Below are 24,788 nucleotides of genomic sequence, written 5' to 3' on the forward strand. Positions count from 1 at the left end.
TAGAGCTTGCGGATCTCAGGCCCAAGGTTGTCCTCAACCTTGGTGCCGATGGTTCGCTCATTGATAACATCCGGCAACCGCAAAAAAGCGGACCGGTCAAGAAGACGGGGCACGACCAATGCGAATCGAACGGCGCAACACCACTTCCGGCCAGTCACCCTATGCAGGGATTGATTTCAGGCTGACGACATCGGAGATCCGCAACCCCGACGGTTCGATCGTGTTCCGGCTGGAAAATGTCGAAGTGCCCCAGTTCTGGTCGCAGGTCGCCTCCGACGTGCTGGCCCAGAAGTATTTTCGTAAAGCGGGCGTCGCCGCGCGCCTGAAGAAGGTCGAGGAAGAGACCGTGCCGTCCTGGCTGTGGCGCTCGGTGCCCGACACCGAGGCGCTGGCGCTTCTCCCCGAATCCGAGCGTTTCGTCAGCGAACTCAGCGCCAAGCAGGTGTTCGATCGGCTCGCCGGCTGCTGGACCTATTGGGGCTGGAAGGGCAACTATTTCTCGTCAGAAGAAGACGCACAGGCGTTCTTCGACGAGCTGTGTTTCATGCTGGCCAAGCAGATGGTCGCGCCGAACTCGCCGCAGTGGTTCAACACCGGGCTTCACTGGGCCTACGGCGTCGATGGCCCCGGCCAGGGCCATTATTATGTCGATCCGTTCACGGGGAAGCTGACCAAGTCGAAGTCGGCTTACGAGCATCCGCAGCCGCACGCCTGCTTCATCCAGGGCGTGGGTGACGACCTCGTCAACGAGGGCGGCATCATGGACCTCTGGGTGCGTGAAGCGCGCCTGTTCAAATACGGCTCCGGCACCGGCTCCAATTTCTCCCGTCTGCGCGGCGAAGGCGAAAAGCTTTCCGGCGGCGGCCGCTCGTCCGGCCTGATGAGCTTCCTCAAGATCGGCGACCGCGCCGCGGGCGCTATCAAGAGTGGCGGCACCACGCGCCGCGCGGCCAAGATGGTCGTGGTCGACGCCGACCATCCAGATATCGAGACCTATATCGACTGGAAGGTGAAGGAGGAGCAGAAGGTTGCCGCTCTCGTCACCGGCTCCAAGATCAACCAGAAGCACCTGAAAGCCGTGCTGAAGGCCTGCGTGAACTGCGAAGGCTCGGGCGACGACTGTTTTGATCCTGAGAAGAACCCGGCGCTGCGCCGCGAGATCAAGCTGGCGCGCCGTGCGCTGGTGTCCGACAACGTCATTAAGCGCGTCATCCAGTTCGCCAAACAAGGCTACAAGGACATCGACTTCCCGACCTACGACACCGATTGGGATTCGGAAGCCTATCTCACGGTATCCGGCCAGAACTCCAACAACTCGGTCTCGCTGAAGGACGACTTCCTCCGCGCGGTCGAGACCGACGGCGACTGGAACCTGATCGGCCGCACCAACAAGAAGATCACCAAGACGCTCAAGGCCCGCGAGCTCTGGGAGAAGATCGGCCACGCCGCCTGGGCCTCGGCCGATCCCGGCCTGCACTTCAACACCACCATGAACGACTGGCACACCTGCAAGGCGTCCGGCGACATCCGCGCGTCGAATCCGTGCTCGGAATACATGTTCCTGGACGACACGGCGTGCAACCTGGCGTCCGCCAACCTGATCACGTTCTATTCGACCACCACAAAGCGGTTCGACGTCGAATCCTACGAGCATCTGTGCCGGCTCTGGACCATCGTGCTCGAAATCTCCGTCATGATGGCGCAGTTCCCCTCGAAGGCGATCGCCGAACTCTCCTACGAGTTCCGCACGCTGGGCCTCGGCTTTGCCAACATCGGCGGTCTCTTGATGACCATGGGGCTGCCTTACGACTCGAAGGAAGGCCGCTCGCTGTGCGGCGCGCTGACCGCGATCATGACCGGCGTCGCCTATGCGACCTCGGCCGAGATGGCCAAGGAATTGGGCCCCTTCCCCGGCTACAAGAAGAACACCCAGCACATGCTGCGTGTGATCCGCAACCATCGCCGTGCGGCGCATGGCGAGAGCCGCGGCTATGAGGCGCTGGCGGTCAATCCCGTGCCGCTCGATCACGCCTCCTGCCCGCAGGCCGACGTCATCACCCACGCCAAGGCGGCCTGGGACAAGGCGCTCGAGCTCGGCGAGCTCAACGGCTACCGCAACGCGCAGACCACCGTGGTGGCGCCGACCGGCACCATCGGCCTCGTGATGGATTGCGACACGACCGGCATCGAGCCTGATTTCGCGCTGGTGAAGTTCAAAAAACTCGCCGGCGGCGGCTACTGGAAGATCATCAACCAGGCGGTGCCGGTGGCGCTGCGGACGCTCGGCTACAGCGAGGCTGATATCGCGGAGATCGAGGCTTACGCTGTCGGCCACGGCTCGCTCTCCAATGCACCCGGCATCAATGTTTCCACCCTGAGGGCAAAGGGCTTCACCGACGAAGCCCTGGCCAAGGTTGAAAAGGCGCTGCCGACCGCCTTCGACATCAAGTTCGCCTTCAACAAGTGGACCTTTGGCGAGGACTTTCTGCGCGAGACGCTCAACATCGCACCGGAAGCGATCGCAGCCCCCGGCTTCGACCTGCTCTCGGCTGTTGGATTCACCAAGCGCGAGATCGAGGCCGCCAACGTGCACATCTGCGGCGCGATGACGGTCGAGGGAGCTCCCCACCTCAAGGCAGAACATTATGCGGTGTTCGACTGCGCCAACCCCTGCGGCAAGATCGGCAAGCGTTACCTGTCGGTCGAAAGCCACATCCGCATGATGGCGGCGTCGCAGCCGTTCATCTCGGGCGCGATCTCGAAGACCATCAACATGCCGAACGACGCCACCGTCGAGGATTGCAAGTCGGCGTATCTGCTGTCCTGGAAGCTCGCGCTGAAGGCCAACGCGCTCTACCGCGACGGCTCGAAGCTGAGCCAGCCCTTGAACTCGCAGCTCATCAGCGATGATGACGACGAGGAAGATGCGACCGAGGCGTATTACGAGAAGCCGATGGCGGCGCGTGCCGCGCAAGTTTCCGAGAAGATCGTCGAGAAGCTCGTGGAGCGCATCGTCGTGATGCGCGAGCGCGAGAAGATGCCTGACCGACGCAAGGGTTACACCCAGAAGGCGGTCGTCGGCGGGCATAAGGTGTACTTGCGCACCGGCGAGTATGACGACGGCCGTATCGGCGAGATCTTCATCGACATGCACAAGGAAGGCGCCGCGCTCCGCTCCTTCATCAACAACTTTGCCATCGCGGTTTCGCTCGGCCTGCAATACGGCGTGCCGCTGGAAGAGTATGTCGACGCCTTCACCTTCACCCGCTTCGAGCCGGCGGGCCCCGTGCAGGGCAACGACTCGATCAAGTACGCGACCTCGATCCTCGACTATGTGTTCCGCGAACTCGCGGTCAGCTACATGTCGCGCTTCGATCTCGCCCATGTCGATCCGACCGAGTCGAATTTCGACGCGCTCGGCAAGGGCGTCGAGGAAGGCAAGGAGCCGTCCGACAGCCACCAGGCCACCAAATATCTGTCCAAGGGCCTGACCCGCTCGCGCACGGATAATCTGGTCGTCATGCGCGGCGTCGACGCGGATGCCCGCGGCTCCCACAACGTCACCGCCATCGCCGGACATGGCCCCAGCGCCCGCGCCTCCGACGCCCATGAAGGCGCGGTCGCGCTAAAGCAGGAATCCCAGCACGACCTGTCGCCGACAGAAAAGCTGCAGTGGAGCAAATCAGGCGCCGCCGCCCAGGCCATCGCCCCCTCCAAAGCCGAACGCCGCGCTGAAGCCAAAGCCAAAGGCTACGAAGGCGAGATGTGCTCGGAGTGCGGCAACTTCACGCTGGTGCGGAATGGGACCTGCATGAAGTGCGATACGTGTGGCAGTACGACGGGGTGTTCGTAAGCGTTAGCTGAACAAGAATCTCTAGGCGTGGCTCGGACGCCCCTACGAAAAGGCCGTCCAATCGGGCGCCTTCATTTCCGCGACAAGCAGACTGGGCAATTTCAGTATCCCGATGATGCTCAAACAAAGCAGTTGGAACCTTGGTTTGTTTGGCAGATTGAGCGCAGCTATCAGGATTTTGAAGCCGTCTTTCGTGCTGAGGTGCAGGCTGCGGCAACTTACTGGGTGCCGAAAAGAGGCTCATATAGCACCAGAGACCTCGTAGACTCATTTGAGCGCTCGTTCCTACCTGAGCTACATGAGATAATCGGACAAACTGCCCTGTCTGAGTATCGCAATGCTGGTCGATGCTTTGCGTTCGGTCTGTGGACTGCGGCAGGCTATCATTCATGCCGCGCCGTTGAGGCTGTTTTACGTCCTTACTACTGCGAGTTTACGGGCAAGGAAGACAAAGAAGGCAAGACTTGGCACGCTTTGATTGAAGGATTGGAGGGCGTTAAGGATGAACCGAGGCCCGCTGACAAAACGTTATTTTACCTTCGCCAACTCAAAGACAATGAGCGAAATCCGTTGATGCATGTCCGCGTAGTCCTAGATGAGCAGGATGCAGACTTATTGCTTGGGTCAGCAAAAATCGTGATAGTTCATATGGCGCGAGAAACAATCGCACTGAGAGCTGAGAAAGCTGCAATGCCACTTCTGCAAGCAGCTATGCCCTCGAAGGCATCGTAGGCAAGCTTCTGGGATGGGTTGAGCAAGTAGCCCGGATGAGCGCAGCGACATCCGGGACCACTCTACACCACCTCGGATTTCGCTGCGCTCATCCGGGCTACGCTCGCTGGTTGAGCTTTGACTGGCCCTCGATCTGGTCGACGACGAGGTCAATGACTCGGATGGCGGCGAGCGTCGTCCCACGCTTGGTGGGCTCCATTTGTGCCCAAGATCGCATCGCTCATCCAAGACTACTATGACACCGCCGGATTTGGCGATGTTCTTGGCCACCGCGGTCCAATTGGGGAAATCTTCTTGCATACGCGCAGGAGTTGCGGAAGAGTCACTCCGATGGGGGGTGCGTCATGAAGGCAACTTTATGCGCTTTTTTGTGGCTGTCGCTGAGTTGCGGCCTTGTTCATCCGACCTTGGCCGCCGATTTTAGAAGCACTGCGGCGAAGGACGGAAGGGTCCTCGTTATATTGTCCGGCGAGGTAGTCGAGGGCGACACCGACACTTTGAAAGCGGCGATCAAATCGGCAAACGATGTAGGCAAGCTCGTTGCAAATATCCGCCTGAATTCTGACGGTGGGAATCTGCTGGAAGGAGTCAAGCTTGCGGATGCAGTGCGCTTTGCAAAAATCTCGACCAATGTCGGAAATAACGCAACTTGCGCGTCCGCATGCTTTCTGATCTTTGCAGCCGGTCACACGAAGTTTGCAAATTATACCGCGCGAATTGGTGTGCACGGAGCCTCTGACAAAACAGGCTCTGAAACGGTTCAATCGGGCGCTGCCACGGTTTCAATGGCACGCGTTGCAAAGGATTTGGGGGTCCCGCCGGCGATCATCGGGCGGATGGTTGTGACTCCGCCCAGCGAAATGGTCTGGCTCAGTCCTCAAGACCTTCAGTCGATGGGTGTGACGATGGTAGGTAAGCCTGCCCAGATTCCGCAGATTGCGGCTGAACCGCCCGCATCTCGTCAGACCTTGGATGAGCCCATTCAACTTGTGCCCGGGGGAGCCCAAGCTTCGAGGACCGTGCCAACGTGGAACGAAGTGGTTGAAAAGGCTACGAGCCTTTCAGCTAGTCAAAACAACGGCAAGCCCAACTTTGCGCGATTTTGCGAACCCGAACGTAAAACTTGTACGAGCGCAGTCACATTTACGTTCCGTAATGGGAAGGAGGGCTTTCTAAAAATCGTCGAAGACTTAAACGGAAAGACCATTCGACGGGAGACTTGCGAGCTTAACGAATTCAAAGATGTGAGGACGTGCCTGAATTGGGATAACGGCACAAGTCATCGAGACATGAAGAACACAAAGGGCGAATGGCATCAAGTAAGTGACTAGCAAGCAAGTAGCCCGGATGAGCGAAGCGACATCCGGGACTACTCTAACATCGCCCCGGATATCGCTGCGCTCATCCGGGCTACGCTTGCTAACGCATCCATCGAAGCGATGGGAAGGCCGCTCGAAAGAGCGGCCTTTTGATTATAGGCGAATGAGTTTAAGTTGGGCGACAACATGAGAACATCCTTGTCTAGACTGTTCAAGGCGCTGAAATTTGTCGTGCCCGCCCTCTATATCGCGGGAGCAATGGGTATCTGGCTGGCCTTTTCCAGATCGAACCCTGATGGGCTCGCCAATATTTGGATTGCAATCTACACCTTTCCAATGGTCATGATCGGCACCTTCCTACTGCAAGGCGAGTTCCCATATCTGCCTGGCCGCTACTATGAAGCGCACGCCCTCTACTTCTGGCCAAGCGTTGCCCTTTTGGCTCTTGCATTGTTTTTCATTTTTCATGGATTGCAGCGACTAGCTCGTAAAGTGGAATAGCGCGGCGTATTCCGCATTGTGCCCTGCGGCCCTCTTAGAGGAGAGCGAGCGCAGACGAAGTGGTAGGCAAGCCATGACGCAGAGAAGTCGTAGAATTCGCAACGAGTAGCGAGTAGCCCGGATGAGCGAAGCGACATCCGGGACCACTTTAACACCGCCCCGGATTTCGCTACGCTCATCCGGGCTACGATCCCTGAAGATGAAATTCAGCAGAAGAAAAGCCCGGCTGTGTTGGGCCGGGCTCTCGTTAATTGTTGCCGCCCCCCGGTTCTGAGGGACATCGAGGTTCTTATTTGATTTCCCACGTCGTGTTGTGCGGGATGTCCATCGCGAAATAGCCGCCCGGGCCGGCTGGCGCAGGCATGGTTATGCAGGCAAATGGCTCACTCCCGGTGATCCCCTTATACTTCCCGGTACCGCCGGTGATGATGTGGGTGCCACAATCCATTTTCGGCTGCGACTTATCGAGGTCGCGCGTATCGAAGGTCGAGAAAATCTTGTCACCGTCGCTGTCGGCCAGCACGCAGGCGCCGTCAATGTATTTCTTGTCGCCGGACGCCACGTTCAACGCGACGCAATGGGCCGACATCTTGTCCAGCATCTTCTCTCCCTTCATGTTTTGGGTAGTCCCGACCGCCTCCAGCGTGGTGGCCGTGCCGAGTCCTGAGATGTCAATGCTCTTCAACGGCTTAAAAATGAAGTGCGTCACGTAGGGCGTAGTCCCCTTCTTTTCAATCGGCTCTCCCAGGGCAACCGCGGTAGCAATGGCTAGCAGTGCCCCGGCGAGGAGCGTTGCTTTCGCAAGTGTCATCGCTGCGGCGGGTATCGCGTATTTGCTTGGGTTGATGAGCTTCATTGGTTCCTCCCTGGATCAAGCGGCGGCTCACGCCTATGCCGCGAACTGCCGCGGAGTTAGAGACGACGTGCTGGCACATAAGACGTCCTTGCTGATGTCGAACTTCGCGCAGGCGCTGAACGCCGACGCGATCATGCTCTAACGACGCTTCGCCGCAGACGGACGAAGTATGTGGGAGATTGTGGCTCCGATCGCCGGTTCATGACGTTTCTCGTAGAACCGGACTTAAGACAGGGCCGATGAACGGTTTACACACCTGCAAGAAGGCATAACCCGCACGATCCGAGCGAGCGGCATGGTAGCATCAAGTGCGCCCGACGTCAGCCATCATGTCTGGAAAGCGCGGCGTGTATCGTCAACTGGCCTGACCTATCCCGCCATGCGGCTTGACCTTAGGTCCGTACGCAAGCGTAGATGAGGTAATAGGCCTCGGGCTGCCGCCAGAACATGGCAAAAACCAGATCATGGCTGTTCTTGTAGGATCGGAGAACCGAGTTCATCGAAACGGAAGAGCTGAAAGACCCGCTGGCCGTTGAAGTCGAGGACCCTCAAATCATCAGTCTCGTGCAGATTGCTTTCGACCGCGTGAAAATGCCCGCCATAGCGCTCCTTGGCGAGCGACAATGGAACCTCAAACGCTACGAACTTGCCGATCCCTTTGTGCTTGAGCACCTCAAGAAGCTTCTGATCGCGTAAGGACTCGTGCGATGTGAGAATGAGCAGCGGACCGCTCGCCGTGAGCAGCAAAAGCGATTTCATCGGATACTCCTTCGCGATTGGACTGAACTCACCCGTCATATCCAGTTTAGCGCATAGGGCGGATTAGCGAGAGCATAATCCGCCGCTCTCTCGCGACAAGTCGGTGGGTGACGCGGAGTTTATCATCGGGCGCGCACTCGCGCGCCCCGTTGGCTAACCAACCTATTCGCTGCGATTTGGGCATAGTTCGCCCGCGACCGTTGAGAAACGCGCAGCCCGTCAGGCCGCCAGCAACTGGTCGAGCAAAAAAAGCCCGGCTCAAGGCCGGGCTTTTTCGTTCATTAGCGCCTGTCCTGACCGGGGCCTCCGCCACCACCGCCCGGTCCGCCGCCACCGCGCGGTGCGGCCTGCGGCGCGCCGCCCTGCGGCGTCGCGGGCGCTGCTGCGCGCGGGGCGGCCGGGGCCGGCGTCTGCTGCGCGCGTGCGCTCGTGGGCGGGCCACCGCCGCCGCGCGCCGCATCGGGCTGCGTCATGCGGGGCGTAGCACGCTCGATCCGTGGCGCAGCCGCACGCGGTTCGTCATGACCGCGGGCCACGACCGGCGGCGTCTGCGTGCGGGCGCGGGCCGTCGGCTGCTCGCGCACGGCCGCTCTCTCGCGCACGGTCGCTCTTGTATTCTCTCTTGCGCTCTCACGCGTCGTCCGCACGTTCTCGCGTGTCATGCGGGGCTGCACCGCCGCGCGTTCGCGCCCTTCGCGCGCGCTACGTGTAGCGATGTCTTTCTCCCGCGTCACGCGTTCCGTCACACCGGCGCGGGTCCGCTCCGTCGCACCGGCGCGGGTCCGTTCCTCGACACGGGCACGCGACCTCTCCTCGACGCCGACACGCGCCCTCCCCTCGGGGAGTGCAGCGTCGCGCGCTGCCGCCGCGCGGCCGATCCGGGCCGCCGAGCGGTCGATCGTCAACCGCGTCGCGAAACGCTCATGCGATTGCCAGTAGCCGCCCCAGTGGGCGCGGCGGTGATACCAGGGACGTCCCGCATAGTAGCTGGACCAGTACGAGGTCAGCACGAACGGCACGATGGGAACGTCGATCTCATCGACATAGTCGGGCAGATAGACGTAGCGGTTGCGGTAGAGATATTGGAGATATCGCGACGACACCCAGCCACGATCATCCGACCAGCTCACATCGCACCAGGCCTTGCCTCTGAAGCATCCATGGATGTTGACACGGGCGCCGCCGGGAATGCGGTCGACCGTCGGAAAGCCTTCACCGGGCCCTGCCTTGAGGCTGACCGTGGTGGTGACGATGCCCGGCGCCGCCAATGCGGCGGTCGGCATCAGCAGCAAGGCTGCTGCGATAAACAATCCTCTCAGTTTCATGGCGCGTTCCTCCTCTTGAGTTGGAACGCCGCAGCGAAACAGGAGTTCCCTAAAGGAGTGGTCGCGTTATCAGAAGGATGCAGGCGTCTCGCAAGCGCGAGACGCGCCGCTCCCGTTTGTCATTCCGGTATGCGCCAATGGGTCGGCGCGTAGCGAGTAGCCCGGATGAATTCGCAGGACGGATTGGCGCAGCGTAATCCGCCGCGCTCTCATGACAAGCCGTCCACCCGGTAGATTTGTGGGTTCACGGCCTGGATCGCCGGAAGTCAGATTTTTCCGGCTTTTGCGCCGCAGACTCGCCGTAATTATCTCACCAGACTACCACAAGTAGAACCTCTGAAATCGCAGTAATTCCCTTAACGCAGCCGTCGCTCTGCAGGCCCCGCATCCGGCCGACGGATTTGAGCAATAACGCAAGGTAATGAGTGATGAACATTCTTGTTTCGGCCATGGCCGTTATGCTTGCCATGTCGCTCTCGACGACGCCGCGGATGGGAATCGTCACGGGTGGTGCGACCGGCACCTACATCAAGATTGGCGAGGACGTCAGGAAGATCGCCGAACCGAGCGGCATCTACTTGCAGGTGCTTGAATCGGCCGGCTCTATCCAGAACGTGTTCGACGTTCGCAAGAAGCGCGGTGTCCAACTCGGTATCGTGCAGTCGGACGTGCTCGAATATATCCGCGACATTTCTGACGACCAGGAACTGAAAGTTATCGCCACCAAGCTTGCCGCCGTTTATCCGCTTTACAAGGAGGAGGTCCACGTTCTCGGTGATCTTTCCCTGAAAACGCTGCAGGACCTGCAAGGCAAACGTGTTGCGATAGGTCCTCAAAGAAGCGGCACATACCTGACTGCAAAGACGATTTTCTTCCAGACGGGAATCACGCCGTCGAAAGAGGTATTTCTCGGCGGCAAGGAAGCGCTGGATTCGCTGCGCAAGGGCGAAATCGATGCAATGTTCTATGTGGCTGGCGCGCCGGCAACGCTCTTTTCGGAGAACACAACAGTCGACGATAAATTCCAGCTCATCGGGTTGGACGACAAAGCCCTCGACAGCTATCTCACGGCAGTCATCCCGGCCGGCACCTACAAATGGCAGGAATCCGAGGTGAGAACGGTAGCGGTCAAAGCCGTTCTGATAACGTTCAGCTACGCTGGCGAGCAGTGCCAGAATGTGGCCAAGGTGGCCAAAATTATCCGCGAGAACAAGGCCTGGCTGGATGTCAACGGACACCCGAAATGGCGCGAAGTGAATCTCGACGAGAAGTTGCCGAAGTGGCCGCAATATGAATGTGTGGCGGCAATGCAGGAGCGCGCGCAGCAGCCCAAGCCAAAGGGCCCGGATATCAAAATCGTGCGCTAGATCAGCGAATGCAGCGCGCGCTGCTCCTCGCAGCGAGTAACCCGCATCCGCCCTGCCCGCTGATTTGCTTTGCGCGCAAGTCAAATCTGGCCGCATCACATGCGGCAAAACAACACGACGGGCAAATCACCTGAAACCTGTCGAGTCCCCTTTGCAAAAATATTCCGCTTTCGTTGTCGGGCAAATCAATGGTTTGACTCCGCGCGTCTCACCCGATGAGAGGGGCGTGCGCACGTCACGAACGCGCGGTGGGATGCGGTGGACGCGAAAGGCGCGATAGACGTACGCGCCTGATGCGTACGGCGAAGTCGTGTGGTTCGGGCGCCGCGGTGCTGGCGCTAAATTGGCGGGAAGTATCCCGCCGACGACGGAGGCAAAAGAGCCGTTCTCCGGGAAGAGCACGAAGTAAGCCGTAAAGCCACTGCGCAGGGAAGGCCGGGATGCTCCGCCTGTACCTGTATGCTCGTGTGCATTTTCTTAGCGCAAATCGCACACGAGACCGCGGGTGCAGCAAGCACCCGGTCTTCCCTGCGCCCTCTATTCAAGAGGAGGGCAACGAAGATGCAAACCTCGGGCGATCAGCGCCGCGAGATCGCGGAGGTGTGTCAGCCCGTAGCCCGGATGGAGCGCAGCGCAATCCGGGGACTTTCGCACAGGTGGTCACCGCCCCCGGATTACGCTTCGCTCCATCCGGGCTACGCTCGCTTTGATTGTGGAACGACACTTTTCGCTGTTTTGGCGCCAGGCCTCAAGACGCGTGGTGTGGCAGCCGGCACACACTCTCGGTGTTAAGCGCGTCGTCGCTCGCGAAAGAGCCGTACTGTTCACAGACTTGCCGCAAATGCGTGTGGAACTTTCACGGGGACATTAGCCGAGTATCAATCCATGCGTTTGTCAGTTCTATCGACCGCCGTCGCCGAGCGCGCCGGCGTGCTGTGTTGTGTCTTGTTTATGGTGATAAGCGCTCAAGCGCTCGCGCAGACATCGGCCACGGACAATCCGAGCCCGACCGCAGCGCAGCCTTCGGAGCCCGCGCAGGAAAAGCCTGCGGCCGCTGCCGAAGAGAAACCGCCTGCCGCGGACGACAAGCCCGCCACCGCCGAGCAGAAGCCGGCTCCCGCGGAGGAGAAACCAGCAATCGCGCAGGACAAGCCCGCTTCTGTCGAGGAGAAGTCGGCTGCCGCGAACGACAAGCCTGCCATCGTCGAGCAGAAGCCGGCCGTCGCGGACGCGAAGCCTGCGGTTGTCGAGCAGAAGCCCGCTCCTGCCGAGGAAAAACCAGCGATTGCGCACAAGAAGCCCGCCTTGAAGCAGAACATTGTCGCCAGGCAATCAGCAAGCGCTGTCCAAAGCAAAGGGGCAGAGCACAGTAAATCGGTGCAACCGGCCAAGGCAGCCAAGGCAGCCCACAAGCCGCGCGAACGGACCATGGTCATGGTCTGCACCCAATTCCGCACCTACAATCCGTCGTCCGGGACTTACCGAGGCTACGACGGCCAGACGCATTCTTGCCGATAGAATCATTCCATCATCGGCCGGCCGATCCAGAGCCGGTTGAGCCAGCGCACGGCAAGGTCCGGCTGCTTGTCGCCTTGCAAGCGCGCCAGCGCCTCCTGGTAAGGGCCCACCGCGCGCAGGCGCATGGGAAGCCTCGGATAGATGCGCCGGATCCACGTCAGCGCCCGGTTCATGCTGTGCGCTTCGCGTTCGCCGAACTCAAATCCGAATTCCCGGGCCAGCCGCTCCGGCAGCAGATGGGCCGTCAGCGCGCGATACCATCTGGGCACGCGCAGTCCGGTGGCGGAGCCTGAAAAGATCTGCTGCGCGATGTCGCGGGCGGCGGGGCTGACCGCGAGAATATCCGAGCGCGACATCGCCTCCGTGTAGGCGGTGAACGACGTCCAGTCCGCCAGCAAATCGGTCGGTCGTACGCCGAACAACGCCGCGTACAGCTTCGCCTCGGCCCAGTATTGCTCGCGCTCGCTGTTGCTGAGTGCAGGCAGGACGAGGTCATGCGTCTGCAAGGCGGTTTCCACCAGTGTGGCGTGAACCCAGCGCAGCGCCGAGACCTCATTGGCGTGGTACGCCGAACCGGCTTCGAAGCGGCCTGCCGCCTGTGGCAATGTCCCGGTTATCGCAGCGTGACGCCGATGCAGGCGGCGGCTTGCGGCCAGCGCCTGATCGAGCGTGCCGAACACCATCGTGAACGTGATGTTGAATGTCCGGTGAAACCGGCCAACCGGATCGGCAAAGGTCCGTGAATGCTCCGAGATGGCGGCGGCGACCCAGGGGTGCGCCAACTGCAGCAACAGCGCCCGCCCGGCGCCAAGGAAGATCGCCGCTTCGCGGTCGACCCGCCACGTCAGGGACTCGGGGCCAAAGATTCCGTTGACGGGTCCGGCCGCCGCCGCGCGAACGGCGTCGAGACTGTTTTCGAAATCATCGTCGGACAACAACAACGGCATGTCCCTCAAGCGGGCCCGCCTCCCTCACCCGCCCTCCGGCTTGATTCCGGCCGCCTTCATGATCGGTAGCAGCCGCGCTTCCTCGCTGTCGCGATAGGCTGATATCTCCTGCGGCGTGGTCGGCCAGGTAGTGGCGCCGAGGTCGGCGTAGCGCTGCTTCACCCAGGGATCCTTCAACGCCTTCACGGTGAGCGCGTTGATTTGCGCGACGAGGTCGGCGGGCATGTTGGCGGGACCGATCAGTGCGGTCCATGAGGTCATCTCGTAGCCGGGCAACAGTTCGGCGAACGCGGGCACATCGGGAAGCTCCGCCAGCCGCTTTTTCGCGGTGACCGCGACCGGCCGGATCGCGCCGGAACGCACGCTCGGCAGCGAGCCCGGCAGATTGTCGAACAGCAGATCGACATTGCCGCCGAGCAGGTCGTTCAGCGCCGGCGCGGCGCCGCGATAGGGCACGTGGCGGACCTGCACGCCCGCCATGCTGTTCATCATCTCGCCGGAGAGATGCAGCGTGGTGCCGAAGCCGGCGGACGCGTAGGTGTATTTGCCCGGGTCCTTCCTGAACGCCGCGAGCAATTCCTTGATATCCGCGGAGAACAGGTCCTTTTTCGCGGTCAGGATGTTCGGCAATTGCCACATGCCGGAGATGAAGGTGAAATCCTCGCGCGGATGATACGGCAGCCTGGCGTAGCTGCCGATCGCAAGCACGTTGCTGGCGATGCCGCCGAGCCCGACCGTGTAGCCGTCCGCCGCCGCCTTTGCGATCGCATCCGCGCCCAGCACGCCGCCGGCGCCGGCCTTGTTCTCGACCACGAAGGTTTGCCCGGATAGTTCGCTCATCTTCTGGCAGAGCACGCGCGACAGCGTGTCGGTGGCGCCGCCGGCCGGAAAGCCGTTGACGTAGCGCACCTGGCGGATCGGCCAGGCCTCTGCCGCCCGGCCTACACGTGGCGCCAGAAACGGCGCGGCGACGAAAGAGCTGATGGTCGCAAGCGCGCGACGGCGGTCGATAGACAGCAGCATCGGTGTCCTCCCCTTGCACGCCATGCGCCACGTCGCAGCTTTGCTGCTGTTCTTTTCTCCTTACCTCCGGCCTTCGATTGATGACCGGAGGTGGGGCGCGTTCGGCTGACCTCAGCTTATGAGGTGCGAGCGAAACTGCAAAGCCTGCTTTTCGCGACAAAAGCCCGCGAGGACATCGCGGGCTTTCTGCTGGATGGAAAATGTTCGCTCGACGGCGCCAACTCACGCGCCGATCAAGCGGCTGTCCTCACTGAGTGGCGCGGCCGACGGTTTCGATGCGGCCTTCACCTCTCCTCCGCCGTAAAAAACTTCGTCCCATCGAAAAATCGGTTCGGCCTGTTGAATATCGCCAGGAACGTCGCCCCGTCAGGAGCGTGGGCGACGTGGATGTTGCCGCCCGGTCGCCACACGAAGTCGCCGGCGCCGCAGCGCCCCTCGGCGTCTTCCGGCGAGCCTTCGAGCATGAAGGTCTGTTCGAGCGCGGTGTGCTCGTGCAGCGGCACGACTGCGCCGGGCGCCATCTTGAACAGGATAGTGGAGCGCCCCTCGTCATCTTGATAGAGGATCTTCATCTCGATGCCTTCGAACTGCGTCGGCTGCCAGGGCATCTTCGACGCCGCTACGATGTGCGAGCGAAGTTCGGGCGGGTTGACGGGCACGGGCTGATTCATGGCTCTTGCTCCGGAAAAGGTGGCTCATTCCAGTTCGCCAAGGGGACCGATCCTAGCATGTTCTTCCGGTGGGCGAACTGCACATCTCGGCACATCGACCGGCCCAGAGCGAGCGGCCCGGATGAGTGCCTCGACGTTCCGGGCCGGGTGGAATTAGTATCGGGAAACTGCCGAGCCTGTCATATCGCCCGCTCACGGCCCATGCGCTGACGCCGCCAGGACGCATTCTCTATCGCCGTGCGCCGGACGGTCTGACCGCCCCCTTCTTCCACAGCCGAAATCCGCCCTCGAACGCGTCGGCGTTGTCGCCTAGCCGAACCTTGCGCGGCAGATTGTCGATCTTGTCGGCGTTTCCGCCACCCAGCATGACGTAATCCGGCTCCAGTGCGGCGAGCAGACGCGCCAGGACGTCATCGACAGCGCGTTGCCACTTCTTCTTTCCAACGCGCTTGAGGGCTGCGGCGCCGACGCATTGCTCGAACGTCTTTCCGTTGCGGTACGGCAGGTGAGCTAGCTCCATCGGTTCCAGAATGCCATCCACGATCATCGCGGAGCCAAGACCCGTTCCCAGGCCCAGGAACAGCATCCGGCCGCCCTGGTAGCTGCCGATTGCCTGCATCAGCGCATCGTTGACGACCCTCGTCGGGCAGCCGAAGGCCTTTTCGAAATTGAAACCGGCCCATCCCCTGCCGAGATTGTGAGGCTCCGACAAGGGCCGGTTGTTGATCACAGGCCCCGGATATCCGATCGAGATGACGTCATAGGACCAGTCTTTCGTCAGCGTCTTGACCTTCGTCACCATCGCTTTCGCAGAAAGATCAGGACCGGACGCAAACGCGCGTTTGGTTCGCTCCTTGTCAGTCATGAACTTCACGCGCGAACCGCCGACGTCGATCGCCAGGATCGTGTGTCGCGATGCACGCTTGCCCGTTTTCCTCACCATGAATTCGCGCCCTGCGCTATCGGACGAGCGCAACTATAGCCGATACTCTGCCGAGGTAGCGAAACAAACAGCACCACAGCTTTGTTCTCCATCCGACTCCATTTTGTTCGCAAAGAACGAATCGGAATCGTGCAAATCGGCGCGAGCCAATTCTTAACAACGCGTTTGCTTCGTACTTGCGCAGCACGGATGCCGTGCTCGACCCGTTGGCTCATCCGCGCTACTGCTCAACATCATACCCAAGCCCCGGCCGCAGCGCCCGCATCTTCCCGGCCAACCTTCTGCTCCCCGTCTCCTCCGCGCGGGCCAACTGGTTGGCGACCGCCACGTGATCCTCATCGCACTTGTGCTGGTTGAGCTTTGACTGGCCCTCGATCTCATCGACGACGAGATCGATGACGCGGATCGAGGCCAGCATCGTCTCGCGCTTGGTGGGCTCCATCTGGGTGAGTTCCCAGGGCTGTTTCGGCAGGCGCGCCTCGGAGACCGCGAGCAGGGTGTCGCCGTGGGCGCGGTTGTCGTCGCGCTCACGTAAGTACGCGATGCCGGAGAGATGCACGGCCTGATAGAGCCAGGTCGAGACGTTGTCGCGCGAGGCATACCAGTCGTTGGAGACATAGGCGTCGTCGCCGGAGACGATCAGGAGGAAGCGCCTGCTGCCGTCGGCGAGCGGCACAAGCGGATTTTTCGCTGTCAGATGAATCTGGACGATCACCCGATCGTCGCGCCGCAGGATCACGAGCGGCACGTGGGAGGCGCGCGGGCCGCGCTCATCCGCGGCCACGATCACGCCAAAACCACGCTCGGCAGCAAAAGCGAGCGCGCGCTCCTCCTCGATGCGAAACTGGGGTCGAAGAATGTGCATGGCCAGGCGCTCGAACGGCTGGAGGATGGAGGGGTTCCGTAAAGGCTAACCTATTCGGCCTGATATCACCAACCTGCTCCAGGGTACGTTCCAACCGCAAGGCAACTGCGATATGAGGCTTCATGACACCTCATTCGACCGTTCCCCGAAATCCAGTCTGCCAATTGAGTCCGACGCCATGCCCCCGCTAAAGCCCCCGGCCACCTACGACGATTTCGCCCGCCTCGACATCCGGATCGGCAAGGTCGTGGACGTCCAGCCGTTTCCCCGCGCGCGCAACCCATCCTACAAGGTCGGCGTCGACGTCGGCGCTGACAGGATCATGTGGTCGAGCGCGCAGATCACGAACTACGATCCGGCAGCGCTGCTCGGCTCGCTGGTTGTGTGCGTCTGCAATCTCGGTGCGAAGAACATCGCGGGCTTCACGTCCGAACTCTTGATCCTCGGCGCCAAGGACGCGAACGGTAATGTGATCGTGCTCGACCCGCGCAGCGAGGTGGCGATCGGCGAGCCGATTTTTTGACGCCTATCGGGCGCGCATTCGCGCGACCCGGGCTACGCTCGCTGCCTTTGCGCCAGATAGAATCCGAACAGCACCGTCACCAGTCCCGCCGCCTGCAGCGCGGTCGGGGGCTCGCCGAGCAGGAGCCAGCCGATGAGTATCGTCAGCGCCGGCACAGTCGCCGGGAAGACCGCGGCGCGGGCGACGCCGATGGTCTGGATCGAGAACGCAAAAAGATAGAGCGCGGCGGGGCCGGCCAGGATGCCCCGCGCCAGCGCCGCACGCGACCCCAAGCAGGGCCAGTTTCGGATCCGATTTTTTGATGGAAACAGGGCCGCCGGTCGGCTCGTTCATCGCGGACGCTTAACTTGGGCCGCACAGCGGTTCAACCCACGCCCACGCAGGGCTCGTAGGGCGGATTAGCGGAGCGTAATCCGCCATTCCCTCGCCCTGGATCGGTGGGTTACGCTGCGCTAACCCACGCTACTCGCTACTCGGGAAGGATCGCCATGAACGGAAATCGATACTACGGGGTTCGCGTCGAGGGCGCAAAATACGGCGTGGGTTTTGGCTCGGCACTCGCCATCGCGATCTCCTACACCAACAACCACTCGATCCTCTGGGCGATCATCCACGGCATCCTGGGCTGGCTCTACGTGATCTATTTCGCGCTGTTTCGGTGAGCCTGCCTGCAGCATGTAGCGCGGATGAGCGCAGCGATATCGTCCCGGGTATCGCTGCGCTCATCCGGGCCACGCTCGCTATGACGCGGGTACGGATCGAACAGATAGCGACGGCGTCGGCAGAGAAACACGCAGCACCACAGTTTTGTTCTCCATCCGACTCCAATTTGTTCGCAAGGAACGAATCGGAATCACACAAATCAGCGCGGGCCAATTCTTAACGACGCGTTTGCTTCTTGCTCCGCGCGGGGATATCGCGGAGAAACTTGCGACGAAGCTGCGCCGCGCCCTTAGCGAATGGCGTAACCGACGGTTTCGCTCGAGCCTTGTGCGGTCGTGATCCTGTTCCGCGACGTCAGAACGGTCAGCTGAACGGCCGTGGCCGACGTGGTGACCGGCGCCGCTTCCTGGACGCTCTCAGCGCCCATGACCTGAAGCTGTACGGGCGAGACCGGAAAGCCCGCCTTTTCGTAGGTCGGCAACTCGGCAGCGACACTGGCGGTGGCAGCCGTCATCGCGAGCACAGCGGCGGCAGCGGCGAGGGAAATCTTCTTCACGTCAATTCTCCTGGAATAGCTTTGAAATACAGGCTTGGTGGTCGTTTGGCGCGTTGCAATGGTTCACTGCTGCAATGAATAATCAGGTGATACAGAACGCGGAAACCATGCGTTGGTCGCACGACCAGCCGCGAAGGTTCGCTGGAATTTTTGTATGATCCGCGGCCCGCGGATCGAGATCGGCGCGCTTACGCGCTGCAGAGTGATGCGTTTGCTTATGTTGAGCAAGTAGCCCGGATGAGCGCAGCGACATTCGGGACAACTCTAACACCGCCCCCGGATATCGCTGCGCTCATCCGGGCTACAATCCGCGTTCGCTGCGTAGGGCGGATCAGCGTAGGGTAAACCGACGCTCTCTCGCGGCAAGGTGGTGGGTTACGCTTACGCTAACCCACCCGACTCTTTGCCTCGCTCAGGCCGCCTTCGCGGTCTTCTCCGGCGGCGCGGTTTCCATAGCGCGCATGTAGAGATCGAGCAGGCTTTCGCGCTCGTCACGCTCGTCCTGGTCCTGCTTCCGCAGCTTGATGATCTCCCGGAGGATCTTCACATCGAACCCCTCGCCCTTGGCCTCCGAAAACACTTCCTTCTTCTGCTCGTTCAGTTCAGCCAATTCGGTGTCGATGTTCTCGATCCGCTCGACGAAAGAACGAATCCGGCCGCCGGGAATGGTGACGTCAGACATGGTGCCTCCCTGTTTAATGAGGTCGTGAAAATGCCCGCAAACAAATAACCAATGTGTTAACCTCGGAGAGTTCCCGTCCCCATAACTCGATAATCCCCAGACTTGACCACATGAACGTGATTTCTATCCAGTCGCAGGTCGCCTACGGCCATGTCGGCAACAGCGCCGCGGTCTTTCCCATGCAGATGCATGGAATCGACGTGGTGGCGGTGCCGACCACGCTGCTCAGCAACCGGCCGGGCTACCCGACCGTCCGCGGCCGGGTGCTCGATGCAGAACTCGTCGCCGATCTCCTGCGCGGCATCGAGGAGCGCGGCGCGGTCGATGCGGCGCAGTTGATTTTGTCGGGCTATCTCGGCTCGGCTGACAACGCCACCGTGGTCGCGGACTTCGTCGCGCGCGCCAAGGCCAAAAATCCCGCGCTGCTTTATTGCTGCGATCCTGTGCTCGGGGATCGCGACCGCGGCCTGTTCGTCCATGCCGATATTCCGCCGCTGGTGCGCGATCTTCTGTGTTCGCTTGCCGATATCATCACGCCCAATCATTTCGAGTTCGAATGGCTGTGCGGGGCGAAGGCTGCTACGATCGATCAGGTGCTCAAGGCGGCGCGCGCGTTCATGGCGCGCGGGACGGTCGTCGTCACCAGCGCCGAGCTTGCCGACACACCTGCGGGCGAGATCGAGACCCTGGCCGTCGAACGCGCAAAATCCTTTCGCGTGCGCACGCCAAAACTGCCAATCAGCCCGAACGGCACCGGCGATCTGTTTGCCGCGCTTTTGGTCGCCGCGCGCCTCCGCGGCGACGATACGCCGGATGCGCTCAGCCACGCCGCGTCAGCCATCTTCGCCGTGCTGGAACGCACTGCAGCCGCTGGCACCGAGGAAATGCGCATCGTCGAGAGTGCCGAGTTGCTCGTTCATCCGCAGCGCAAGTTCGAATGTATCGCGATCAGCCCGTAGGGCGGATTAGCGAAGCGTAATCCGCCATTCATCCGCAACCAATCGGCGGATTACGCTTCGCTAATCCGTCCTACTTGCCACTCGCCGGAGAGAACAATGAGCCGTTTCTGGAGCAGCCTGACGCACGACCTGAAACCCTATGTGCCGGGCGAACAGCCCCGCATGGCGGAACTGGTCAAGCTCAACACCAATGAAAGTCCGTTTGGTCCTTCCCCACGCGCGTTGGAAGCCATTCGCGGCGAGGCGACTGACACGCTGCGTCTTTATCCGGACCCACAGGCGTCAGCGCTGCGGGACGCTCTGGCCGCCTACCACCAGGTACGATCAGAACAAGTGTTCGTCGGCAACGGCTCGGACGAGGTGCTGGCGCACGCCTTCGCCGCGCTGCTGAAGCATGATGCGCCGTTGCTCTTTCCTGACATCACCTACAGTTTCTACCCGGTCTATTGCCGCCTGTTCGGCATCGCTTACGAAACCGTCCCGCTCGATCAGGCCATGCACATCCGCTGTTCCGACTATCGCCGGTCGGCCGGCGCGCTAATCCTTCCCAATCCGAATGCGCCGACCGGGGTCGCGTTGTCACGGGCCGAGATCGTTACCCTGCTGGAGCAGCATCCAGACGCCCCCGTTGTGATCGACGAGGCCTATGTCGATTTCGGCGCCGAGACCGCGATCCCACTGGTCGCCTCCTACCCGAACCTTCTGGTCGTTCAAACCATGTCCAAGTCCCGGGCCCTGGCGGGTTTGCGGGTCGGCTATGCGATCGGCGACGCCGACCTGATCGAGGCGCTCACCCGGGTGAAGGACAGCTTCAACTCCTATCCCCTTGGCCGCCCCGCCCAGGCCGGCGCCATCGCCTCGCTGGAGGACGAAGCCTATTTTCAACAGAGCCGCGCGCGCGTGATCGAAGGCCGCGAGCGGCTAAACCGCGGCCTGGTCGGGCTCGGCTTCGAGGTGCTGCCATCTTCCGCCAACTTCGTCTTCGCGCGTCATCCGGCGCACCAAGGCGCGGCGCTGGCCGCCGCGTTGCGCCAACGGGCGGTGATCGTCCGCCATTTTTCCGCGCCTCGTATCGCCGACTATCTGCGGATAAGTGTAGGCACAGACGGGCAAATCGAGCGGCTGTTGTCGGCGCTGTCGGATATCCTGGGCGGCCCGTTACAGAAGCCCGGATGAGCGCAGCGACATCCGGGACCACTCTGACACCGCCCCGGATATCGCGGAGCCTGTCATCACCGCGCGAGCGCAATTGCGCTCGTCGCGGGGCGCGCATTCGCGCGACCCGTTGGCTCATCCGCCTACTCGCTGATCAACTTGAAGCAGGCCAGGACGACTGGTCCTTTGGCAAACGTCCGGCTGGATCGTGCACTTGAACCAGATGGGGAGACGCCCCCCAACGCCACAGGACAAGATTCGACATGTCTGGCCGAGCGCCATTCGCGAAGGATGGCACCAGAACTCCGGCAGCGCCTTTTGCAATCAGACGCGTGGCAATATCCCACGACGCGGGAGTCCGACCGTTGGCGCGATCGTAAGCCCATGCACAGGACAACGCCGCGAGATCGATATCCTCGGTGGCGCGCGCCGCGTCGGTTCGCAGATCGATGATATCTTCGACGTCGACGTTGTAGGAGCAGATGGTGAGCGGGTCGATGCGATGCCCGAAGCCATGGCCCATCTCGGTCAACATTCCCTCAATCGTCAGCGCCAGGTAAAGCGCGGGTGTACCGACCGGATTGAACCGTCCGCCCTTCGCCGCCGCACCATCGCCCGACGTCGGCGACCACGCCCACCTCGGATCATGTCCGCGATAGCAAACGCCCTGCCATCTCAAGCAAAGCCGCCAGTGGCGATGTGATCAAGATAATCGCGGACAGCAGCCGCCTTGCCTTCCTTCACCAGGGATTCGGCGGTGCGACCGCCAAAGGCAGCGATCGGCTCCGCGCGATACCACGCCATCGCTTGTTTTTCGCCGCCAGCCCAACCGGCGATGCGGCCGACGATTTCCAGCATTTCGGTGGCGCGGGCCTGCGTTTTCGGGGCCGAAACACGTGTCACGCGATACACCGTCTCGGGCTTGACGCCGATGGTTTCGGCGAACTGCTGCTTGGACATGCCAAAGCGTTCCGCGACTCGATCGACGATCACGAAGCCCTTGGGATCGAAGAATTGGGAGACGAGAGGCTTGCTCAGCATCACGGGCTTATCTGACTTGCGAGCTGCAGCGGCGCTGCCCTTGTGCAGCGATTTGGCTCGCGCGGCAATCCCGCGTACGGTTTTGCCGCCGCGCGTTGGGTGTTTTGATGCAGTCATGGCAGCTACCTGACGCCATAAATATATGGCATTCTATATGGCACGGATTCCTGGTTTTGTCCACCTTTCGCTGGCCAGGCTACCCGAGCCCGGCCAAGCCCCCGCGCGCCTCGTCAGCTACTGCACGACGTCGAGTTTGACCTTGGCGACACCCTTCCCCACCATTCCCAGCGCGTCGGCCGCGGAATAGGAGACGTCGACAACACGCCCCTGAACATAGGGACCGCGGTCATTGACCCGCACCGTCACCGACTGGCCGCTCGCGACGTTTGTCACGCGCAACTTGGTGCCGAAGGGCAACGTTGGATGGGCGGCGGTCATGTCGAGCGTGTTGAACTTTTCGCCGCTCGCGGTCTTGGTTCCCTCGGTGTAGAAGCTGGCAACCCCATGCGAGGCCGTTTTGACGCCGCCTGCATCCCCGCGCGACGCGAACGGGGTGTGCTTTCTCAACGCCACCACGCGCCTCTTCATCATGGACGATGTCGTTCGATCGTGGTCCACCGACGCCTGCCGGCTGGCGCGAAGTTCGGATTTCTGGGTGACGACCGAGGACTGCGCGCAGGCCGCAAGCGATGCGGCTGCGAGCGTGACAGCAAGCAGCCGTATGAACTTCCCGGCACACGCGGCCGGGATTAACGGCGCTTCAAGTTGAGTATGGCCTGCCCTGACGTCGACGCACGAAGTACTGATGCAGCCAATGGAAGACATGTTGCAATCCCCCGCTCGCGCCCCAGCCCAAGCCGAAAACCAACACGCGGCAATGGCGGGACCGAATCCGGGCGGAAGCGTGGCCGGACGCGAACAGCCACGATTTCCACAGCGCAATTCCGTTCGAGTGTGGTGATTGCGTCACAGGATTTGCTGGATCCTGTAGCCACTACCAGCGAGCTATGTCAGGAAATCTCGTAGACCGACACCTTGTCCGCGATGCCGCTCAACGCCACGCGTCTCGTCGCCGGCTTCAGCCCGTTGCTCTCGAGCAGGGCCCGGGCATGGGCGTTCTCCACCACCTGCTCCGTCACCACGATCGAGCGTGAGGCCGCAAGGCCCTGGACCCGCGACGCGATATTGACCGTCTGGCCAAAATAGTCCTGCTGGCCATTGAGCGTGACCGCGAGGCATGAGCCTTCGTGGATGCCCATCTTCAGCCGCAGGCTCTGGTGCTGACGCTCGGCGCCAAGATCGCTCATCGCCTCGCGCATGCGGATTGCAGCGGCAATGGCGCGGTCGGGCGTCTCGAAGGTCGCCATGATGGCATCGCCGATGGTCTTCACCACCGCCCCCCTTTCGGACACGATGATCTCCTGCAGCAGCCTGAAATGCTCGTTGACGAGATCGAAGGCTGTGAGGTCACCGACGCGCTCGTAGAGCTCGGTGGAATCCTTGAGATCGCTGAACAGGAAAGTCAGGCTCAGGATCTTGAGGCGCTGACCGATGGCGAGCGTGTCGGTCCGGTAGATATCGCGAAAAGTCTGATTGGTGAGGAGACGCGTTGCCGTGAGAACCGATTTTCGTCGCTTCAGGAGGTCATCCAGCGTCGGGTTCGCCACCCATACCGCCGGCAACACGCGACCGTCGGTGCGGTTGTCCAACGCCAGGCGCAGTGGCCCGGGGCGCAGGGTAACGTTGTCGACGGGAACCTGGATCTTGTTGAAGATCACGGACAGGTTCTGGCGCTCGCTGGTCTCTTCGCCGCTGACCTCCAGGAATTGGGCCGCATGCGTCACGGGATCGAACATGATCAGCGTGCCCTGCGGCACCTGCAGGGAAAGGATGGCCCTTTCTCCTGCCGGCAAGTCGACGATTTCGAGCGTGACCTCGTCCAGCAGCTTCTCCAGATCGTCCGGAAGATCGATCGCCGAACTCCAGAAGATCTGGCGATAATATTCGGCCGCGGACAGTTGGTCGGGACTATGGGCCGCGATCTTCCGCACGCGCGGGCTTACCGTAAAAGTCACCTCGACCAGATTATCGAGCGTCGTCTCGTAGCCCGCGGCGCAGAACGCGCAATGATACTGCGCCCGATCCAGGGTCTTCAGGCTTTTGTTGGCGGAAAGAACCCCGGCACAGCTCGGGCACATCACGTTCCATGTCATCTCGAACATGCCGAGCCCCACCGCATTCAGGAGGGCTGCGATGACCCGATCTTCGTCGATGCCCGCCGTGCCTGCGAGATCAAGCGCGTTCATCTTGTTCAAGGCATGATCCGGAGCATCCCGCACCATGCGCTCGAGCATATCCACAACGGCTTCGTCGGACGACTGACGCAGAGCCGCAAACGACGTCCCGGTTTCGCTCATGCGACAATGCTACCTGAAAGAAGGCAGCGCGAACACCCGCTAACCCATCCCGCGCGCGGCCCGGATAAGCCAGCAAGACAAAAAGCCCGCGACGATGTCGCGGGCTTCTTGCT

25 protein-coding genes and 1 pseudogene are annotated in these 24,788 nt (G+C 61.4%); 10 read left to right on the forward strand and 16 right to left on the reverse strand.

The window, feature by feature from the left end:
• Window positions 1-118: 118 nt before the first annotated feature.
• Together IVB05_RS22670 and IVB05_RS22675 are read left to right on the forward strand one after the other, a co-directional pair.
• Window positions 119-3,853 carry a vitamin B12-dependent ribonucleotide reductase gene (locus tag IVB05_RS22670; RefSeq protein ID WP_247778137.1) on the forward strand — a complete coding sequence of 1,245 codons (3,735 nt, stop codon included), beginning with the start codon at window positions 119-121 and terminating at the stop codon, window positions 3,851-3,853.
• A gap of 27 nt (window positions 3,854-3,880) precedes the next feature.
• The gene (locus IVB05_RS22675; RefSeq protein WP_247778138.1) at window positions 3,881-4,585 is read left to right on the forward strand and encodes a hypothetical protein; all 705 of its coding nucleotides are present in this window, start codon (window positions 3,881-3,883) and stop codon (window positions 4,583-4,585) included.
• A 106-nt stretch (window positions 4,586-4,691) separates the two neighbouring features.
• On the opposite strand, the pseudogene IVB05_RS22680 reads toward IVB05_RS22675, so the two are convergent.
• Window positions 4,692-4,790: pseudogene (locus IVB05_RS22680) on the reverse strand (FMN-binding negative transcriptional regulator); the annotation flags it as partial.
• A gap of 139 nt (window positions 4,791-4,929) precedes the next feature.
• On the opposite strand from IVB05_RS22680, the gene IVB05_RS22685 reads away from it, so the two are divergent.
• Window positions 4,930-5,916 carry a hypothetical protein gene (locus IVB05_RS22685; RefSeq protein WP_247778139.1) on the forward strand — a complete coding sequence of 329 codons (987 nt, stop codon included), beginning with the start codon at window positions 4,930-4,932 and terminating at the stop codon, window positions 5,914-5,916.
• Between the two features lie 186 nt (window positions 5,917-6,102).
• The gene (locus tag IVB05_RS22690) at window positions 6,103-6,405 is read left to right on the forward strand and encodes a hypothetical protein (protein WP_247778140.1); all 303 of its coding nucleotides are present in this window, start codon (window positions 6,103-6,105) and stop codon (window positions 6,403-6,405) included.
• A gap of 289 nt (window positions 6,406-6,694) precedes the next feature.
• Here the strand turns inward: IVB05_RS22690 and IVB05_RS22695 are convergent, their stop codons facing one another.
• The 3 genes from IVB05_RS22695 to IVB05_RS22705 all read right to left on the reverse strand — a co-directional run bounded on the left by IVB05_RS22695 (window position 6,695) and on the right by IVB05_RS22705 (window position 9,345).
• On the reverse strand, window positions 6,695-7,261 hold the full coding sequence (locus IVB05_RS22695) for a hypothetical protein (RefSeq protein WP_247778141.1): 567 nt from the start codon (window positions 7,259-7,261) through the stop codon (window positions 6,695-6,697).
• 462 nt (window positions 7,262-7,723) lie between these two features.
• The gene (locus IVB05_RS22700; RefSeq protein WP_247778142.1) at window positions 7,724-8,020 is read right to left on the reverse strand and encodes a cytosolic protein; all 297 of its coding nucleotides are present in this window, start codon (window positions 8,018-8,020) and stop codon (window positions 7,724-7,726) included.
• 281 nt (window positions 8,021-8,301) lie between these two features.
• On the reverse strand, window positions 8,302-9,345 hold the full coding sequence (locus tag IVB05_RS22705; protein WP_247778143.1) for an SH3 domain-containing protein: 1,044 nt from the start codon (window positions 9,343-9,345) through the stop codon (window positions 8,302-8,304).
• A gap of 428 nt (window positions 9,346-9,773) precedes the next feature.
• Between IVB05_RS22705 and IVB05_RS22710 the strand changes: the two genes are divergently transcribed.
• On the forward strand, window positions 9,774-10,712 hold the full coding sequence (locus IVB05_RS22710) for a TAXI family TRAP transporter solute-binding subunit (RefSeq protein ID WP_247778144.1): 939 nt from the start codon (window positions 9,774-9,776) through the stop codon (window positions 10,710-10,712).
• An 885-nt stretch (window positions 10,713-11,597) separates the two neighbouring features.
• Window positions 11,598-12,230: a BA14K family protein gene (locus tag IVB05_RS22715; RefSeq protein ID WP_247778145.1), complete on the forward strand. Its 633-nt coding sequence runs from the start codon at window positions 11,598-11,600 to the stop codon at window positions 12,228-12,230.
• 2 nt (window positions 12,231-12,232) lie between these two features.
• On the opposite strand, the gene IVB05_RS22720 is transcribed toward IVB05_RS22715, so the two are convergent.
• The 5 genes from IVB05_RS22720 to IVB05_RS22740 form a co-directional block, all read right to left on the reverse strand.
• A complete protein-coding gene (locus IVB05_RS22720; protein ID WP_247786849.1) occupies window positions 12,233-13,177 on the reverse strand; it encodes an oxygenase MpaB family protein in 945 nt (314 codons plus the stop codon).
• A 24-nt stretch (window positions 13,178-13,201) separates the two neighbouring features.
• The gene (locus IVB05_RS22725; RefSeq protein WP_247778146.1) at window positions 13,202-14,200 is read right to left on the reverse strand and encodes a tripartite tricarboxylate transporter substrate-binding protein; all 999 of its coding nucleotides are present in this window, start codon (window positions 14,198-14,200) and stop codon (window positions 13,202-13,204) included.
• Between the two features lie 284 nt (window positions 14,201-14,484).
• Window positions 14,485-14,871 carry a cupin domain-containing protein gene (locus IVB05_RS22730; RefSeq protein ID WP_247778147.1) on the reverse strand — a complete coding sequence of 129 codons (387 nt, stop codon included), beginning with the start codon at window positions 14,869-14,871 and terminating at the stop codon, window positions 14,485-14,487.
• A gap of 229 nt (window positions 14,872-15,100) precedes the next feature.
• Entirely contained in the window at window positions 15,101-15,814 is a 714-nt protein-coding gene (locus IVB05_RS22735; RefSeq protein WP_247778148.1) for an ROK family protein, read from the reverse strand.
• 220 nt (window positions 15,815-16,034) lie between these two features.
• Window positions 16,035-16,679: an FMN-binding negative transcriptional regulator gene (locus IVB05_RS22740; RefSeq protein WP_247778149.1), complete on the reverse strand. Its 645-nt coding sequence runs from the start codon at window positions 16,677-16,679 to the stop codon at window positions 16,035-16,037.
• A gap of 178 nt (window positions 16,680-16,857) precedes the next feature.
• On the opposite strand from IVB05_RS22740, the gene IVB05_RS22745 reads away from it, so the two are divergent.
• The gene (locus IVB05_RS22745) at window positions 16,858-17,202 is read left to right on the forward strand and encodes a tRNA-binding protein (protein WP_247778150.1); all 345 of its coding nucleotides are present in this window, start codon (window positions 16,858-16,860) and stop codon (window positions 17,200-17,202) included.
• 32 nt (window positions 17,203-17,234) lie between these two features.
• Here the strand turns inward: IVB05_RS22745 and IVB05_RS22750 are convergent, their stop codons facing one another.
• Window positions 17,235-17,513 (reverse strand): DMT family transporter, encoded by a 279-nt coding sequence (locus IVB05_RS22750; RefSeq protein ID WP_256473448.1) that lies wholly within the window; start codon window positions 17,511-17,513, stop codon window positions 17,235-17,237.
• A 177-nt stretch (window positions 17,514-17,690) separates the two neighbouring features.
• Between IVB05_RS22750 and IVB05_RS22755 the strand changes: the two genes are divergently transcribed.
• A complete protein-coding gene (locus tag IVB05_RS22755; RefSeq protein ID WP_247778152.1) occupies window positions 17,691-17,864 on the forward strand; it encodes a hypothetical protein in 174 nt (57 codons plus the stop codon).
• Window positions 17,865-18,154: 290 nt separating this feature from the next.
• Here IVB05_RS22755 and IVB05_RS22760 read toward each other — a convergent pair whose 3' ends face one another.
• Window positions 18,155-18,421: a hypothetical protein gene (locus IVB05_RS22760; RefSeq protein ID WP_247778153.1), complete on the reverse strand. Its 267-nt coding sequence runs from the start codon at window positions 18,419-18,421 to the stop codon at window positions 18,155-18,157.
• Between the two features lie 412 nt (window positions 18,422-18,833).
• Window positions 18,834-19,103: a DUF2312 domain-containing protein gene (locus IVB05_RS22765; protein ID WP_247522202.1), complete on the reverse strand. Its 270-nt coding sequence runs from the start codon at window positions 19,101-19,103 to the stop codon at window positions 18,834-18,836.
• A gap of 110 nt (window positions 19,104-19,213) precedes the next feature.
• Here IVB05_RS22765 and pdxY point away from each other — a divergent pair, with 110 nt between their 5' ends.
• Together pdxY and hisC are read left to right on the forward strand one after the other, a co-directional pair.
• Window positions 19,214-20,062, forward strand: a complete 849-nt coding sequence (gene pdxY, locus IVB05_RS22770) for a pyridoxal kinase PdxY (protein WP_247778154.1) — start codon at window positions 19,214-19,216, stop codon at window positions 20,060-20,062.
• Window positions 20,063-20,158: 96 nt separating this feature from the next.
• On the forward strand, window positions 20,159-21,238 hold the full coding sequence (hisC, locus tag IVB05_RS22775) for a histidinol-phosphate transaminase (protein ID WP_247778155.1): 1,080 nt from the start codon (window positions 20,159-20,161) through the stop codon (window positions 21,236-21,238).
• A 133-nt stretch (window positions 21,239-21,371) separates the two neighbouring features.
• Here the strand turns inward: hisC and IVB05_RS22780 are convergent, their stop codons facing one another.
• From IVB05_RS22780 to IVB05_RS22795, 4 genes are all read right to left on the reverse strand, one after another.
• The gene (locus IVB05_RS22780) at window positions 21,372-21,896 is read right to left on the reverse strand and encodes an RES domain-containing protein (protein WP_247778156.1); all 525 of its coding nucleotides are present in this window, start codon (window positions 21,894-21,896) and stop codon (window positions 21,372-21,374) included.
• Window positions 21,893-22,258 carry an MbcA/ParS/Xre antitoxin family protein gene (locus tag IVB05_RS22785; protein ID WP_247786851.1) on the reverse strand — a complete coding sequence of 122 codons (366 nt, stop codon included), beginning with the start codon at window positions 22,256-22,258 and terminating at the stop codon, window positions 21,893-21,895. Before IVB05_RS22785 ends, IVB05_RS22780 begins: the two co-directional genes overlap by 4 nt.
• Before the next feature lie 234 nt (window positions 22,259-22,492).
• Window positions 22,493-23,083: a septal ring lytic transglycosylase RlpA family protein gene (locus IVB05_RS22790; RefSeq protein WP_247778157.1), complete on the reverse strand. Its 591-nt coding sequence runs from the start codon at window positions 23,081-23,083 to the stop codon at window positions 22,493-22,495.
• Between the two features lie 185 nt (window positions 23,084-23,268).
• A complete protein-coding gene (locus IVB05_RS22795) occupies window positions 23,269-24,675 on the reverse strand; it encodes an adenylate/guanylate cyclase domain-containing protein (RefSeq protein WP_247778158.1) in 1,407 nt (468 codons plus the stop codon).
• Between the last annotated feature and the right edge of the window lie 113 nt (window positions 24,676-24,788).

The organism is Bradyrhizobium sp. 170, assembly GCF_023101085.1.
Classification (GTDB): Bacteria; Pseudomonadota; Alphaproteobacteria; order Rhizobiales; family Xanthobacteraceae; genus Bradyrhizobium.